This is a genomic window from Ensifer sp. 22460, assembly GCF_052044935.1.
GTDB lineage: Bacteria > Pseudomonadota > Alphaproteobacteria > Rhizobiales > Rhizobiaceae > Ensifer.
The window spans coordinates 30,122-44,188 of sequence record NZ_JBQENZ010000021.1 but is presented as its reverse complement, the minus strand read 5'-3'; the positions used below and the strand labels follow the sequence as shown (position 1 = coordinate 44,188).

The 14,067-nt window shown below is 63.6% G+C and carries 17 protein-coding genes; 8 read left to right on the top strand and 9 right to left on the bottom strand.

The window, feature by feature from the left end; translation table 11 throughout:
- Positions 1-409: 409 nt before the first annotated feature.
- Complete coding sequence (locus tag ACTJKM_RS23705; RefSeq protein WP_058327092.1) at positions 410-1,183, bottom strand: SDR family oxidoreductase; 774 nt, start codon at positions 1,181-1,183, stop codon at positions 410-412.
- A gap of 296 nt (positions 1,184-1,479) precedes the next feature.
- Between ACTJKM_RS23705 and ACTJKM_RS23700 the strand changes: the two genes are divergently transcribed.
- Both ACTJKM_RS23700 and ACTJKM_RS23695 read left to right on the top strand, forming a co-directional pair.
- Entirely contained in the window at positions 1,480-2,382 is a 903-nt protein-coding gene (locus ACTJKM_RS23700) for a LysR family transcriptional regulator (RefSeq protein WP_440661116.1), read from the top strand.
- A gap of 365 nt (positions 2,383-2,747) precedes the next feature.
- Positions 2,748-3,005 carry a hypothetical protein gene (locus tag ACTJKM_RS23695; protein ID WP_156436852.1) on the top strand — a complete coding sequence of 86 codons (258 nt, stop codon included), beginning with the start codon at positions 2,748-2,750 and terminating at the stop codon, positions 3,003-3,005.
- A gap of 64 nt (positions 3,006-3,069) precedes the next feature.
- Here ACTJKM_RS23695 and ACTJKM_RS23690 read toward each other — a convergent pair whose 3' ends face one another.
- The 3 genes from ACTJKM_RS23690 to ACTJKM_RS23680 all read right to left on the bottom strand — a co-directional run bounded on the left by ACTJKM_RS23690 (position 3,070) and on the right by ACTJKM_RS23680 (position 4,374).
- Positions 3,070-3,480, bottom strand: coding sequence for a hypothetical protein (locus ACTJKM_RS23690; RefSeq protein WP_245299235.1), 411 nt, complete (start codon positions 3,478-3,480; stop codon positions 3,070-3,072).
- A 317-nt stretch (positions 3,481-3,797) separates the two neighbouring features.
- Entirely contained in the window at positions 3,798-3,941 is a 144-nt protein-coding gene (locus ACTJKM_RS23685) for a hypothetical protein (RefSeq protein WP_192494766.1), read from the bottom strand.
- Positions 3,942-4,074: 133 nt separating this feature from the next.
- Complete coding sequence (locus ACTJKM_RS23680) at positions 4,075-4,374, bottom strand: DUF2750 domain-containing protein (protein WP_197423432.1); 300 nt, start codon at positions 4,372-4,374, stop codon at positions 4,075-4,077.
- Between the two features lie 427 nt (positions 4,375-4,801).
- Between ACTJKM_RS23680 and ACTJKM_RS23675 the strand changes: the two genes are divergently transcribed.
- Positions 4,802-5,575, top strand: a complete 774-nt coding sequence (locus ACTJKM_RS23675; RefSeq protein WP_058327088.1) for a hypothetical protein — start codon at positions 4,802-4,804, stop codon at positions 5,573-5,575.
- A 75-nt stretch (positions 5,576-5,650) separates the two neighbouring features.
- On the opposite strand, the gene ACTJKM_RS23670 is transcribed toward ACTJKM_RS23675, so the two are convergent.
- A complete protein-coding gene (locus tag ACTJKM_RS23670) occupies positions 5,651-6,355 on the bottom strand; it encodes an SDR family oxidoreductase (RefSeq protein ID WP_058327087.1) in 705 nt (234 codons plus the stop codon).
- 125 nt (positions 6,356-6,480) lie between these two features.
- Here ACTJKM_RS23670 and gcvA point away from each other — a divergent pair, with 125 nt between their 5' ends.
- Positions 6,481-7,389: a transcriptional regulator GcvA gene (gcvA, locus tag ACTJKM_RS23665; RefSeq protein ID WP_058327086.1), complete on the top strand. Its 909-nt coding sequence runs from the start codon at positions 6,481-6,483 to the stop codon at positions 7,387-7,389.
- Positions 7,390-7,412: 23 nt separating this feature from the next.
- Here the strand turns inward: gcvA and ACTJKM_RS23660 are convergent, their stop codons facing one another.
- Together ACTJKM_RS23660 and ACTJKM_RS23655 are read right to left on the bottom strand one after the other, a co-directional pair.
- Positions 7,413-7,946: a putative immunity protein gene (locus ACTJKM_RS23660; protein WP_058327085.1), complete on the bottom strand. Its 534-nt coding sequence runs from the start codon at positions 7,944-7,946 to the stop codon at positions 7,413-7,415.
- Positions 7,947-8,045: 99 nt separating this feature from the next.
- Complete coding sequence (locus ACTJKM_RS23655; RefSeq protein ID WP_058327084.1) at positions 8,046-8,699, bottom strand: glutathione S-transferase family protein; 654 nt, start codon at positions 8,697-8,699, stop codon at positions 8,046-8,048.
- Positions 8,700-9,086: 387 nt separating this feature from the next.
- On the opposite strand from ACTJKM_RS23655, the gene ACTJKM_RS23650 reads away from it, so the two are divergent.
- From ACTJKM_RS23650 to ACTJKM_RS23640, 3 genes are all read left to right on the top strand, one after another.
- On the top strand, positions 9,087-10,466 hold the full coding sequence (locus ACTJKM_RS23650) for a phenylacetate--CoA ligase family protein (RefSeq protein ID WP_156436851.1): 1,380 nt from the start codon (positions 9,087-9,089) through the stop codon (positions 10,464-10,466).
- A 304-nt stretch (positions 10,467-10,770) separates the two neighbouring features.
- A complete protein-coding gene (gene greA / locus ACTJKM_RS23645; protein WP_058327083.1) occupies positions 10,771-11,253 on the top strand; it encodes a transcription elongation factor GreA in 483 nt (160 codons plus the stop codon).
- 267 nt (positions 11,254-11,520) lie between these two features.
- Positions 11,521-12,546: a DUF3095 family protein gene (locus ACTJKM_RS23640; RefSeq protein WP_058327082.1), complete on the top strand. Its 1,026-nt coding sequence runs from the start codon at positions 11,521-11,523 to the stop codon at positions 12,544-12,546.
- Here ACTJKM_RS23640 and ACTJKM_RS23635 read toward each other — a convergent pair.
- The gene (locus ACTJKM_RS23635) at positions 12,495-12,734 is read right to left on the bottom strand and encodes a hypothetical protein (RefSeq protein WP_058327081.1); all 240 of its coding nucleotides are present in this window, start codon (positions 12,732-12,734) and stop codon (positions 12,495-12,497) included. The genes ACTJKM_RS23640 and ACTJKM_RS23635 overlap by 52 nt on opposite strands.
- 138 nt (positions 12,735-12,872) lie before the next feature.
- Positions 12,873-13,358, bottom strand: coding sequence for a MarR family winged helix-turn-helix transcriptional regulator (locus tag ACTJKM_RS23630; RefSeq protein WP_058323861.1), 486 nt, complete (start codon positions 13,356-13,358; stop codon positions 12,873-12,875).
- A gap of 154 nt (positions 13,359-13,512) precedes the next feature.
- On the opposite strand from ACTJKM_RS23630, the gene ACTJKM_RS23625 reads away from it, so the two are divergent.
- Positions 13,513-13,908, top strand: a complete 396-nt coding sequence (locus ACTJKM_RS23625) for an Ohr family peroxiredoxin (RefSeq protein ID WP_057253948.1) — start codon at positions 13,513-13,515, stop codon at positions 13,906-13,908.
- The last annotated feature ends 159 nt before the right edge of the window (positions 13,909-14,067 follow it).

Below are 14,067 nucleotides of genomic sequence, written 5' to 3'. Positions count from 1 at the left end.
ATCGTTGAATTTTCAGAGTTTTCCAGTTTCGATTGTCGCTGAACCGTCCATGGGCAGAGCATGCATCAGGCTTGTGTGCCACGCTAGGTGATATCATTGGGGCGGGGCATCCCTGACAGCCGCTGCCCCTCTCCTCGGGTTTAACCCGAGGACTAGCCCTCTCCCCACAGGCGGGGAGAGGGGACGGCGCCGCGTGTGCTGCACTCTCCTCTTCTTGCCTTGGCCGCGAATACAGCCACACGCGGACGTCCTGGTTCCCGCGGTATGCCGTGGCACGACGCCTCGCGGTGCGCCGAAGTAGTGCGCGGAGAGAGCCACGTGTCCCTTCTCCCCGTGATTACGGGGAGAAGGTGCCGGCAGGCGGATGAGGGGCGTTTCACTCACCGCGCGGATGAGTGGCGCTTCCCACTTACTTCGTCGTGTAACCGCCGTTGACCAGGATCGTCTGGCCGGTCATCCACCAGCCGTCGGAAACGAGGAAGCGGATATAGGGGACGATGTCCTCGATGTCGGTAAGGCCGGTCTTGGAGAAGCCCGAGAGGGCCGACGCGGTCTTGTGGTAGGCGACGGCGTCGGCCCCTTCGGCCGGGTAGAAGAAGGGCGTATCCATCGGGCCGGGGCCAATGGCGGTAACCGAGATGCCGCGTGCGCCGAACTCCTTGGCGGCTGCGCGGGTGAAGTGCTCGACCGGTGCCTTGGTGCCGGCGTAGGCCGCATAAAACGGCGTGAAGGCGCCGAGCAAGGAGGTGACGAGCGTGCAGACCTTGCCGTTGTCGCTGACATGTTTGCCCGCTTCGCGCAGGAAGAAGAAGGCGGACTTGGAGTTGACCGCGCTCATCTCGTCATATTCGGCCTCGGTGATTTCGACGAAGGGCTTCTTCAGCACCTTGCCGACGGTGTTGACGGCGATATCGATGCCGCCGAGCGCGGATTTCGCATCGGCAAAGAGCTTCTCGACATTGGTGGCACTGGTGAGATCGCCCGCAAAGGCGTGGGCTGCGGCACCGGCTGCCTTGATTGCCGCGACGGTCTCTTCGGCGGCCGCCCTGGTGGCGGCGCTGTTGTAGTGGATCGCGACGCCGCGGGCGCCATGTTCGGCGAGATCGCGCGCCAACAGGCCGCCGAGGTTCTTTGCGCCGCCGGCGATGAGAACGGATTTACCATTGATGCTGTGGTCTGCCATGGGTTTCTCCTGTTATCGGCCGCCTGCTGCAGCCGGTTTGCGGCGAGCGGGAATGCCGGCGCGAGAGCGCGCAGGTCCCCGGTCTGCTCTGGCGCTGACGGCCTGTCCCGAACACGTTGTCTGTCCTGAACGCCGCACGCCGCGTTTCAAATAGCGCGGGCCTTGCCGCCGCCAACGCGAGAGGTCAGCGGTGCGACAGGCATCGCAGGGTTGAGAATACCGTCCGCGCCGCTGGTATAAAGCGCCAGTTCGTGACATGACTTGTCAGAATTGACGAACAATTGGCGTGGCCCGGCATGGACAGGATCGAGCTTTTCCGCATCTTCACGCGCGTCGTCGAAAGCGCGAGTTTTACCCGCGCGGCCGACACATTGGGGCTGCCGCGCTCTTCCGTTTCGGCCGCGGTGCAGACGCTCGAAACCCGGCTCGGCACACGGCTGCTGCACCGCACGACCCGTAAGGTGGCGCCGACGCAGGACGGGGCCGCCTTCTACGAGCGCTGCCTGCGGCTGATTGAGGACATGGACGAGGCGGAGAACCTGTTCCGCCGCAGCGCTTCCGACCCGACCGGGCGGCTGCGCGTCGACCTGCCGAGCCGCATCGGCCGGCTGATCGTGGCGCCGGCGCTGCCGGAGTTCCTGACGCGCTACCCCGGCATCGACATCGATCTCGGCATGACCGACCGGGCGGTGCATCTGATAGAGGAAAGCGTCGACTGTGCGCTGCGGGTCGGGCCGCTCAGCGATTCCGGCCTGATCGCCCGGCCGTTCGGCACGCTTCGCCTGATCAATGTCGCAAGCCCCGACTATCTCGAGCGGTATGGTATTCCGCTAGTGCCCAGCGATCTCGCCAGTCATTACGCCGTCAACTATGCCTCGCCCTCAAGCGGCCGGGTGGAGGACTGGGAGTGGATCGAAGGCGGCGAGGCGCGCACGGTTGCCGTTCCCGGCCGCATCAGCGTCAACAGCGCCGAGGGCAGCATCGCCTGCTGCCTCGCCGGCCTCGGCCTCATCCAGATCCCGGCCTTCGACGTGGTCGACCATCTGAAAGAGGGGCGCCTGGTGGAGGTCATGCCAGGCCATTCAGCCGCACCCATGCCGATGGCGCTGCTCTACCCGCACCGCCAGCACCTGTCGCGCCGATTGCAGGTGTTTGCCAATTGGCTGGAAGGGCTGATGCGGGAGGTGATAACGGCGTGAGGGTTGGCGCAGTGTTGCGAGGCACTCGATGCATGGTCGGGATGGAGGTCTACCTCTGATGTTCCGGAGATGTCGGTCAACCCGCATGCCCAGTGCTCGCACGCCCAGTGAATGTGTTGGCGGATGCTGGCGCAGCCAAAGATCGTCGTTGCGGCACGATTGCAGCGGTCCCACAGTGGAGAGGAAGCCGATGCGGGTCTTAATGCATCGTGGCTCCGGTGAAGAAAATATCTAAATATCCGAGAGACCAGTTTGTGAAGAATTGTTAGAATCTCTGCCGGAGATTTAGCTATTGTCTATCTGTCGTTTCTTGTCGCCAAGTTGAAAGGAGTGTTAGCGTGGGCTTGTTGTCTAAAATACGGACAATGTCCAAGCGCTACGGATCGAGGATGACTCGTTCCGTATTTTCCGTTTGGACGGATGAGATCGTAGACATGATAGATTTTGAAACCAAATATAAATACGGGAAGGTCTCGTTTCAGCTGCGAAAAGATAAATCATCCGGTGCTGAATACCTGATGATAGAGCATCGAGGCCCCGAAGGATTTGTATGGGTTCCGATCGTAGCAAGCGACGCCAAGAAGCTATCGAAATTTTTGATGGAAAAATTCGATAAAGAATAGTGAGTGAAGTCTCAAACAGGTTCCATCCTCTTCCGGGCGCTGCGGTGAACGCACGAAGTAAACTTTAGCTGATCGTCTGATGGCACCGCCGGCCGTTCCATGGCAGGAAGTCCGATCCGCCGGCGTTCCACTTGCCGCCGAACTCTGAGAAGTCGGAGGTGAAGGTGACGAGCAACTGGCCGTAGCCGTATTTGTCGCGCCACATGAAGCTTCGCGTGAGATCGCTGCCGTCGCCGTCGTCACCGGTCTCGGCAAGCTCGCCGTGAACGGGCTGGCCCTGATCGGAGAACATATATTTCCCAATGATCGTGCCGCTCGCATCGGTCTCGAAGTGCGTTTGCGCGTCCGACAGGACGCCGGCGGACGAGAGCTGGCCGCAATAGGCTCCCGAGGGGGCTCTCTCGCCGGCCATCGCGGCAAATGCGACCGAGGCCGCGAGCAGGCTTGCAGCCGTCCATGAAATGCTTGCTATCAACGCGGCACCTTTGGCGTGTCGGGCATGTTGCCGTTACCTCGCGCCGCGATCGTGGCGCGAACGAGTCGTGACGGCTGCTGCCATGGGCGATCATTCGGGACGCAAAATCAAGATGCTCTAACGCCCGTTGCCGGCACGCTCCTCACCGTTGCCGACCGGGTGGCCTTCTCGGCGGACGGGTTAACGGGCGAGCACGCAAGCGCCAAAGAGGCAGAGGTTCACGTTGAAGAGTTCCTAGCGATGCGCGCTCGCGGCAATTGGCGGGGTTCGGCTTTGCGCTGAGTTCATGCTCATCGTCCAGGCTCTTTGCCTGAGCCCTAGTTTTCCTGAACCGAAACGCCGTCCCGGCCGATCTTGATCTCGACGCCCGGCTTCGTCTCTTCCTGATAGACGTAGAGGCCAAGGCCGACGACGGCGACGGCGAGCAAGGCGATGACGAGATAGAGGCCGTTTCGGTTCATGCCGAGCTCCTTTATGCGGTTTCGACAGGGAAATAGGAGCTTCTGCAAGAAAGACAACAGGATAGCGGCGGAACTCACGCAGGGACGCCAGTGCCGATCTTTGCGGCTGCGTCGAAGTGCATGGCGTGGCACGTCACTGGTGTTGACGAACTATTGGCCTCAAGCTTTGCAACCGCCGGCGGACATCGGCAGGCGCGAAATCGAAACCGGTTGCCGTGGCGCTGCTCCAATTTGTGCCGATCACCAAATTGTCCTTCTCAAGGCCCGGTAGCCAGCGATCGACAAAGACGTCCAGTGACAGTTGATGAGGCGTGAAGCTGCGATAGGTGGGTATCCGGTCGATTATCAGCCGGGCTCTGGAGAGCGACGACCAGAACGGCATCGCGGTTTCATTCGACTGGTTCGTCGAGGTCGGAAAAACCTGTTTCGTCACGAATCGTCCAGACGAAGCCGGACTCCAGAACCTCTTCGAAGAAAGCATGTGTGTGGAGGGGCGCGACGCTCATCGCGCCACGTAAGCAGTGATCTCAGGTGTTTGCAACCCTATGAGCGTCACGGATCGGAGCGGGATGTCTTTCCGCATCCCGCTCCGACGCGTTGCCGCAACGTCATGTGACGCTGCGGCAAGGCCGTCCGATGGCGTCCGGTCGTCTCAGCGTCCGGGATGGCGAGCGCCCGTCCAGCGGCCGGGCGCCGGGTTGCTTTAGAGAAAATGCAAGTTCCCGAATCGGCAGGGGTGACGTAACCTGCGGCCATTCGGTCGAGGTGTGGTCCGGTGCAACTGAGACTGGCGACGCCGCCGCGGACGCTGCAAGGGGGAATTGCGCGTGGGGCAGATAGGAGCCAATATTTGGGTGGCGATGCTTGTCGCCGCCGCTATGCAGGGGCAGCAGGCGCTGGCCCAGGATGCGGACGACCTCGCAAAGAAGCTCTCGAACCCGGTCGCCGACCTGATCAGCGTACCGTTCCAGAGCAATTTCGATTTTCGCGCCGGCGCCGAGGAGGATGGCTTCTCCTATACGCTCAACGTCCAGCCGGTCATTCCCATCACGCTGAACGCGGACTGGAACCTGATCTCGCGCACGATCCTGCCGATCGCCTATCGCGACTACCTGCCGCCGCCCGACGGCGATACGTTCGGGCTCGGCGACATCACCCAGAGCCTTTTCCTGTCGCCGGCCAATCCCGGCCCTTCGGGCATCGTCTGGGGTGTCGGTCCGGCCTTTTTGATCCCGACCGCCACCGACGATTTCCTCGGCTCCGGCAAGTTCGGCATCGGCCCGACGGCGGTCGTGCTGAAGCAGGAGGGACCGTGGACCGTCGGCGCGCTGGGAAACCACATCTGGAGCGTTGCCGGCGAGGGTGACAGGGCGGATGTGAGCCAGACCTTCCTGCAACCCTTTCTGTCCTACGGCTTCGGCCATGGTGCGACCCTGACACTCAACACGGAGTCGACCTACGACTGGGAGGCCGATCAATGGACCGTGCCGATCAACCTCAGCGTTTCGCAGGTCTTCAAGGTGGGCGACCAGATGCTTCAGGCCCAGATCGGCGGGAAATATTATGCCGAGGCGCCGCAGGGCGCGCCGAGCTGGGGCGTGCGCGCGACGCTGACCTTCCTGTTTCCGAAGTAAGTCGTTCGGGCCGACGCTATGTTTCAGCGGCGCCGCGGCTTTTGCCGCCGCGCCGCTCTCCGGCGTCTTCCGCCCTCACACCGAGCGCGTCAGGCCGCCGTCCACCTTCAGGTTCTGGCCGGTGATGTAGCCCGCACCTTCGGAGGCGAGGAAGGCGACGGTGGCGGCAACTTCGGCGCTGGTGCCGTAGCGCTTCATCGGCACGGCGTCGCGGCGCTCTTCGGTCGCCGGCAGGCTGTCGATCCAGCCGGGCAGAACGTTGTTCATGCGCACATTGTCGCCCGCATAGGTGTCGGCGAAGATCTTGGTGTAGGAGGCAAGGCCGGCGCGGAAGACGGCGGAGGTCGGGAACATCGGCGAGGGCTCGAAGGCCCAGGCAGTGGAGATGTTGACGATCGCGCCGGACTTCTGCTTCTGCATGATCGGGGCGACGAGGCGGACCGGGCGGATGACGTTCATCAGGTAGACGTCGAGGCCGGTGTGCCACTCTTCGTCCGTGATTTCGAGGATCTGGGTGCGCGGGCCGTGGCCGGCGCTGTTGACCAGCACGTCGATCCGACCCCACTTCTCCACGGTCAGGTCGACCAGGCGCTTGAGGTCGTCATTCGACTGGTTGGAGCCGGTGACGCCGATGCCGCCGAGCTCAGCGGCCAATGCCTCGCCCTTGCCGGACGAGGAGAGGATCGCGACCTTGAAGCCGTCGGCGGCAAGACGCTTCGCGCTCTCGGCGCCCATGCCGCTGCCGCCGGCGGTGATAACGGCTACTTTTTCTACTGCCATGTGTCCATTCTCCTCGTCGCATTCAGGATGACGCCGGATTTTGCGGCTCTCGCGATTGAAATACCATCTCCTTCATGCGACGACGAGAAAGTTTCGCTTTCAAATGGCAGTAGAAAAACTATTCAATGAGTGACGCACCGGGAAAGCTTCCTTCGCTGAATGGGCTGAAAGTGTTCGAGGTGGCGGCGCGCCATCTGAACTTTCGGCTGGCCGCCGAGGAGCTTGGCGTCACGCAAGGGGCGGTCGCCCAGCAGATCCGCGGGCTGGAGGCCGAGCTCGGGGTGAAACTCTTCGAGCGGCTGCCGCGCATGCTGGCGCTGACCGGCGAGGGGCGGGCCTATATCGCCGATGTCAGGCGCGCGCTCGACATCATCGCCCGGGCGACGGATGAGCTGAAGCCGCAGCCGGTGCGGCTGACGATCAGCACCACGCCATCCTTCGCCTCGAAATGGCTGATCCCGCGCCTGCCGGATTTCACCGCGCGCCATCCGGACCTCGACCTGCATATTCTCGCGACCGATCGCATGTCGAATTTCCAGGCCGATGGCGTGGACCTGGCGGTGCGCTACGGGCGGCCGCCCTTCGGGCCGGGGCTGGCTGTCGAGCTGCTGTTCGAGCAGGAGATCGTCGCCGTCTGCAGCCCGATGCTGATGGCCGGCCGACGCGTGCCTGAGACTGCGGACGAGCTTGCCGGCTATACGCTGCTGCACGACGCCCATAATTTCTGGCCGGAGTTCATCGAACGCCATTTCGGCGGAAGCCGGCAGGCCTCGTTCAAGGGCATCAGCTTCAACCAGACCTCGCACGCGATCGAGGCGGCGATCGCCGGTCAGGGCATCGTGCTCGCCAATGGCGACTTCGTGGCGCAGGATATAACCGAAGGTCGGCTAATCCGCATCTTCGAGGGGTCGATGTCCGGGCCCTCGGATTTCTATCTCGTCTGGCCGCGCTATCGCAAATCGCCGGCGCTGCAGACGGTGATCGCCTGGATCAGCGAGGAAGCGGGCAAGGCGCGGGCGCGCGCCCTGGCGTGATCTGCGCTTGGCCGCGGGCGCCGTCAGAGGCGCAGAGCGGTATCGAGCCGGTAGAGCAGGGCGTGAAACGCGCCCTTGCTGGGCTTGCGCCCCGGCATCTTCGCGACAATGCGCCGGATCTCTTCCGATGCGGAGGCGATCACCCAGCGCAGTTCGGTTTCCATGGTGCCGGCTTCGTCGTCCGCACCGAACGAGAGCGCCTGGACGGCATAGGCGGCAGGCCCGAGGATATGATTGATCTGATGCGGCGTTTCGATCGGGTGGGTATAGGGCGCACCGGCTGCGGCAATGGCTGCGCGGGCGGCAGCCTTGGCGGCGGGATCGTCGACCGCGCGCGCCGCCGCTTGAGCGCCCCACGCGGTCTTGCGCAGATGCGCGGTGCGCGGGCCGCCTTCAGCAAAGGCGCGGGCCGCCGCGATCGCCTCGCGCGGGCGGTCGTCGCCCGGCACGGCCGCCTCGAAGACCGGGAGCGCCCGCTCGGCTGTGAGCACCGCCCATCCGGTAATGTGGCGTAGGTCGTCTTCGGTGAGGAGCGGTGGCGGTGGGTCGTTGGTCATTGGAGGCGACATCGGTGTTTTGAGCGAGCCTGCGGCGGCAGATCCAGCGGAAAGCCGGCGGCTTTGTTGACGGGCTTCAGGGATCCGAAGCGGGGAGGACTAGCGCTCCCAGCCGGGCGTGAAGGGGAAGCGTTCGGCCCACAGGGTCGCCAGCCGGGGATCGGCGTCGACGCGGCGCACGGTTTCCGCGAGCCCCGCTGCAACCTCGTAGAAGCGCCGCCGACCGGGAGACCAGCGCGACGCCGTTGCCACATAGAGGTCGAGCACCGACACGTCGTCGCCGAGAAGGTATCTGCCCGGGCGCAGCTCCGCTCCCATCCGCGCCCAGCAATGGGCGATGCGCTCGAACAGGCGCGCCTTGACGGCAGCGTGGTCCTCTTCCCGTTCGACGATGCGGGATGGGTCGTCGGCAATCCAGTAGAGGGCGTAGATGGCCGCGGATACGAAGGTCATCCATCGCAGGAAGGCCGGTCGTGCCGGGTCAGTCACTCCCGGCGCAAGCCGCCCATCGGGGTAGGCATCGGCCAGCCAGATCAGGATCGCGGCGCTTTCGGTCATCAGTTCGCCCGTCGGCAGCGCCAGGGCCGGAACCTGGCGTAGCGGATTGATGCGCGCGAGCCTGTTTGCTTCCTGCTTGCCCTCCCAGGGCGCGTGTTCCTCGACGCGATAGGGCAGGTTGAGAAGGGTCAGCGTTGCCTCGATCGGAACGGATCCCGAGGCTGACGCGCCATAGACGATAAACGGTTCGGCCAACGATCTTTCTCCTTCGCATGACGCAGCAGGGCTTCGGGCTCAAGCCTGCCCAGGTCCGTTCGAGACTCACCTGCACGTTCCCTCAAACGCTATGCGATTCAAGGGAAAACATGCAGTAATACCAAAGCGGTGCGGCGGTATTCGCGCCGCTGACACGTCGCGCGGGCGAAGCTCTCCATCGCATCGCTGTCGCATAGATCCCGGCTTTCGCGATACAATCAAGGCCTTGAGGTGCAAAGGCATGATCGCTTGCAAACCCCGGTTGCGAAAGGGCGCGCGCCGGGTCCTGTCCACGGGCTGCCAGCCTGGTCGCCTGTCGAGGCCGCGCCGGGCGAGCCTAGCGCTCGTGCGGCCGCGCCGCAGGAGCAAGACACGAGGACCAATTCGATGCCACCAGTGACCGCATCTGCCACCCTCGATCCCGATCTTTTGCTCAGGCAATCGCAGGAGCGTCTTTTGCGCGCGGAATGGTCGAGGGAACGATTACTGGCCTTTCAGCGCAGCGAGTTGCAGTCCGCCTTGCGCCACGCGGTCGGGGCATCGACCTATTACCGCGAGAGCATTGGCGAGCTGGTGGCTAGCGGTGCGCCGTTTCATGCCTTTCCGGTGCTGACGAAGCGGGCGCTGATGGAGAATTTCGACCGGATCGTGACCGATCCGAGGCTGAGTCGCGGCCTGATCGAGCAGCACCTGGATGGAGACGATCCCGGGTCGCTTCTTCTCGGACAATACCGTGTGGTGGCAACCGGCGGCACGACGGGCGAGCGGGGTATCGCAGCCTTCGACGACGCCGCCTGGCTTGCGGCAATCGCCAACATGGTGCGCTTCCAGGCGATCGTCGGCATTGACGATACCACGCGCAGCGTTGCCATCTTTGCCTCGTCGCCGGTGCATATTTCCTACCATATCGGCGTGGAGCTTCGCGCGATCCGGCCGGCTGCGCCACGCTTCAACGTGCTCATGCCGATCGAGGAGATCGTCGAGGGCCTCAACCTGCACCAGCCGGAGGTGATTTCGACCTATCCTTCCTTCGTGCGGGTGCTGGCGACGGAGCAGCAGGCCGGTCGGCTCAGGATCAGGCCGAGGCTGTTTCGCACCAGCGCCGAAACGCTGACGCCGGAGGTGCGCGACCTCGCCGCCGAGACGTGGCAGGCGGCTATCGCCAACAGCTATGTGTGCACCGAGGCGGGGCCCATGGGCCACGAGTGCATCTTTGGCGATGGGCTGCATCTGGCCGAGGATTCCTTCGTCTTCGAGGTGGTGGACGAGAATGATCGCCCGGTGCCGGATGGGACCGAGGGCGCAAAGCTTCTGGTGACGACGCTCACCAATCGCGTGCTGCCGCTGGTGCGCTACGAAATCTCCGACATCGTTGCGATGGCGACGGAACCCTGTCCGTGCGGCCTGCCGTTCTGGCGGATCGGATCGATCGCCGGACGCAGGGAAGAGACACTGCATCTGCCCGGGCGAGGCGGCGGCGTCGTGCGCGTGCACGCGCACCGGCTGCGCTCGCCCCTGACCGGCACCGCCGGGGTGCGACAATTCCAGTTCGTGCAATTGCCCGATGGGCTGGAGATCACCATCGCCGTGTTTGGAGGCGTGGATGCTGCCGCCGTCAGCGCTAAGGTCGATGAGGCCGCCAAGGCGGCGCTCGATGCGGCGGGCGCCGAGGCGGGCGGCGTGCGGGTGAGGGTGGTGGATGCCATCGAGCGCTCGGGGTCCGGCGCCAAGCAGAAACTGGTTGTCGCCTCGCCAGCCATCGAGTAGCCAGGACCGGTGACGGGAGCGTGAGAGGCGGCGACGGTCGGCCTTCTCGAAGACTTGCAGAATGGACATTTGCACCGCGGGACGCATCCTGAGGCGTTTCGCCCATGGCTGCGGCCGGAGACCCTTCGATGGTGGGGCAAGGTCGATGAATTCTGGGCGAGTGGAAAGCCGATCGTCTGAGATCCTTCGCGAGGCGGCGCCGTTGTTCTTCCACCCAGCGACCGCAAGTGCGTATAGTGTTGATTGGCAGGCAGCCGGCCGATAAGGACGCTGCGTGCCATACTGCCACACGGAGTTCTGAAGATTGAGCGTTGCCTTCACCAAGGAAGAAAGTGCCGAAACCGCCGCCGAGACGCTGCTGCCGGATCGCCCGATCTCGCCGCATCCGAACCTGGTGACGGAAGCCGGGTTGAAGGCGCTGGAGGCGCAGGTGCAGGAGGCGCGTGCGGCCTATGAGGCGGCGGCCACAGTCGACGACGTGAACGAAAAGCGCCGTCAGCAGGCCGGCCCCTTGCGCGACCTGCGCTATCTCGCCGAGCGGTTGCGCACGGCGCAACTGATGCCGGAGCCAGCGTCCAACGATACCGTCGCCTTCGGCAGCACGGTCACTTTCAGCCGCGACGACGGGCGGGTGCAGACCTACCGGATCGTCGGCGAGGACGAGGCCGATCCCAAGGCAGGATCGATCTCCTATGTCTCGCCGGTGGCGCGGATGCTCCTGGGCAAGGCGGTCGGCGACGTCATGAGCGTCGGCGACCAGGAGCTGGAAATCACCGCGATCGCGTGAGCGCGCTCTTGCAACCATCGGGCGGAACCTCAGCCCCGCGGCAATCCCTCAGGATACCCACGCTTTGGTATAGCTATCGTCGCCGTGATTATTATCGTATGCGATTAAATCGCATTGTATTGACATTGTGACGCGCTTCAGTATTTATATCGCATCCGATTTAATGTGAGGCGGCAAGCCCATGGATGCCGGTGCGCCTCAGAGCGCTCGGGCATTCCCTGGAAAATCCCCGTCCACAGCGAGCAGTCCGTCGACTGGAGGAAGCTGATGCAGTTTGAGCCCCAACGCGTGCAGGCCTATAGCGAGTTTTCGCTGGTGCTGGACCCAAATGCCTATGAGCCATTGCCCGACGACTGGCTGGTGGGGATCACCGATGTCGTCGATTCGACCGGGGCGATCAGGTCCGGGCGCTACGAGGACGTCAATTACACGGGCGCCTCGGCCATCGCCGCGATCGGCAATGCCTGGGGCAATTTCGATTTTCCCTTCGTCTTTCGGGGCGATGGCGCCGCCTTTGCGCTTCCGCCGGAAGGGGAAATGACGGCGACCGCAGCGCTCAGGCAGATTGCAGCCTTCGTGAAGGATCGATTTCGCCTCGACCTTCGCGTCGGCCTGCTGAGCGTCAGGGAAATCCGTGCCCACGGGCAGGACGTGACGATCGCGCGCTACGCCGCTTCGAAAGACGCCACTTACGCAATGTTTGCGGGCGGCGGGCTCAAATGGGCGGAGCAGCAGCTGAAGAGGGGGCGCTACCAGCTTGAGCCGGACAAGGATGGCACCGAACCGGATCTGACGGGGCTCGCCTGCGAGTGGCGACCGTTTCCGAGCCGGCGCGGGCAGATTCTGTCGCTGCTGGTCGAGCCCACGGACGACGTGCCGCCGGCGCGTTTCGCGGCGCTCGCCAGAGACGTGATTGCCGTCTTCGACGAGACGGCGCGGCAGTCGCATCCGTTGCCCGCGGAAATGGGCGTGCCGAAGGATGAGCGGGTCTATATCGCGCCAGAGCGCTGGCTGGGCGTTGCCGCCAATTCGGACTTTCGCAAATACGACGATGGTCTTCGCCTGACGGTGGACGCCGCAGTCGGGCAGATCGATCGGGTCGAAGCGATCCTCCTTGCGGCAAGGGCAAGGGGTGAGGTCAAATTCGGGCTGCACCGGCAATCACATGCGCTGATGACCTGCCTGGTACCGTCAGCCCGGCCGGATGCGCATCTGCATTTTCTCGACGGCATGGATGGCGGCTACGCGCGGGCGGCCGAAATGATGGAGTCGCGCAGGCGCGTCGAGGCGTAAGTGCGATCGAAACGGGCCGCTTCAAAGCAGCCCCGAGCCGGCGACACGACAAAGGGCGGCCAGCGGCCGCCCTCAGACTGCTGACAAGGACATCTCTGATCATCCCAGGCATGCTGAAAAAGCCCGTCGCCAGCCAGCGGCGCCGCGTCGGTGGCGCGGGAAATCATCCTGATGTCGAGCGTCGGCATTCCGGCTCTGCATCTCCTGCCGTGCCGACGCACGGCTGCTGGATCTCTGTGACAAGCACAGAGATGAGGGTGGAGAGGACGGGCGGTCTCATGCCGCCCGTCGTCGTTGGTTGCCGGCCATAGGGATCGAAGCGACGGCTATTCCTTCTGGGATCCGCGTTGTATCGAGTGCAGCAGGTTGTCGCGCAGGCTTGCCACCGATTGCTGCACGACCGGAAAGTCGTCGCCGAGGCCGGTGGCTTCGAGGAGCGCCGAACCCGGCTCCGCGTCCACCAGTTCGCGACCGGCCGGCGTCAAGGTGAGGCGCACCTGCCGCTCGTCCGAAGGGTCGCGACGGCGCTGCAGATAGCCGTCTGCTTCGAGCTTCTTGAGGATCGGCGTTAGCGTGTTCGATTCCAGGAAGAGCTTTTCGCCAAGCATGCTGACGGTCTGGTCGTCTTCCTCCGATAGCGCCACCAGGGTCACGTATTGGGTGTAGGTCAGGCCCAGCTTGTCGAGCAGGGGTTTATAGGCGCGGCCAAAGGCGAGGTTTGCGGAATAGATTGCAAAGCAAAGGAAGTTGGAGAGCTTCTTGCCGCCCTTTGCAGGCGTGGTCTCAGGGCTCGCTGTTTTGGAGGCGGGCATGGGGGTGTCCTTTTTTCTCTTTCCGTATCTGCACTTAATATAAATCGTATCCGATTAAATCGCAATGGTGTTGACGTCGCATCCGGTTTCATCTATATACATCGCATCCGATTGAAGCGGATCCGCTTAATAAATCAAACAGAGAGGAAATGACATGACCACGAAGCTCGTATTCACTGGCAAGACCCACAACACCGGCGGCCGCAACGGCGGCACCCGCAGCCAAGACGGCATGCTGGAACTGAAGCTGTCGCAGCCGCATCCGGCCGCGGAAAACCTGTTCGGTGCCGCCTGGTCGGCCTGTTACATCGGCGCGATCGAGCTTGCTGCGCAACAGCGCAAGGTGAAGCTGCCGGCCGGCCCCGAGGTCGAGACCGACATCAATCTCAACGTCGACGACGGTTCATACTTCCTCAGCGCTCGGCTGAATGTCAGCCTGCCGGGCCTCGATCGCGACCTCGCCCATGAAATTATTCACGCCGCCCACGAGATCTGCCCGTACTCCAAGGCGACCCGTGGCAACATCGAAGTCGAGACCAATCTCGTCTAAGACCGCCTCAGGAAAATCCTTTTGATATCATCGGGATGTGCCGAACCTGGATCTCCAGCCGCGGCGCATCCCGATACCGTTTCAGGGGCTTCGTCCTTGCGCGCCGATCGCGGGCGGAGGCGGTCTTCCGGTCCGACCTCAGGGGAATGTAATTGGGCT

Coding starts and splice junctions, on each gene's coding strand:
- ACTJKM_RS23705 (WP_058327092.1), bottom strand. CDS start 1,183: ATGGCAGACCACAGCATCAATGGTAAATCCGTTCTCATCGCCGGCGGC.
- ACTJKM_RS23700 (WP_440661116.1), top strand. CDS start 1,480: ATGGACAGGATCGAGCTTTTCCGCATCTTCACGCGCGTCGTCGAAAGC.
- ACTJKM_RS23695 (WP_156436852.1), top strand. CDS start 2,748: ATGTCCAAGCGCTACGGATCGAGGATGACTCGTTCCGTATTTTCCGTT.
- ACTJKM_RS23685 (WP_192494766.1), bottom strand. CDS start 3,941: ATGAACCGAAACGGCCTCTATCTCGTCATCGCCTTGCTCGCCGTCGCC.
- ACTJKM_RS23675 (WP_058327088.1), top strand. CDS start 4,802: ATGCTTGTCGCCGCCGCTATGCAGGGGCAGCAGGCGCTGGCCCAGGAT.
- ACTJKM_RS23670 (WP_058327087.1), bottom strand. CDS start 6,355: ATGGCAGTAGAAAAAGTAGCCGTTATCACCGCCGGCGGCAGCGGCATG.
- gcvA (WP_058327086.1), top strand. CDS start 6,481: ATGAGTGACGCACCGGGAAAGCTTCCTTCGCTGAATGGGCTGAAAGTG.
- ACTJKM_RS23660 (WP_058327085.1), bottom strand. CDS start 7,946: ATGACCAACGACCCACCGCCACCGCTCCTCACCGAAGACGACCTACGC.
- ACTJKM_RS23650 (WP_156436851.1), top strand. CDS start 9,087: ATGCCACCAGTGACCGCATCTGCCACCCTCGATCCCGATCTTTTGCTC.
- ACTJKM_RS23640 (WP_058327082.1), top strand. CDS start 11,521: ATGCAGTTTGAGCCCCAACGCGTGCAGGCCTATAGCGAGTTTTCGCTG.
- ACTJKM_RS23635 (WP_058327081.1), bottom strand. CDS start 12,734: ATGCCGACGCTCGACATCAGGATGATTTCCCGCGCCACCGACGCGGCG.
- ACTJKM_RS23630 (WP_058323861.1), bottom strand. CDS start 13,358: ATGCCCGCCTCCAAAACAGCGAGCCCTGAGACCACGCCTGCAAAGGGC.
- ACTJKM_RS23625 (WP_057253948.1), top strand. CDS start 13,513: ATGACCACGAAGCTCGTATTCACTGGCAAGACCCACAACACCGGCGGC.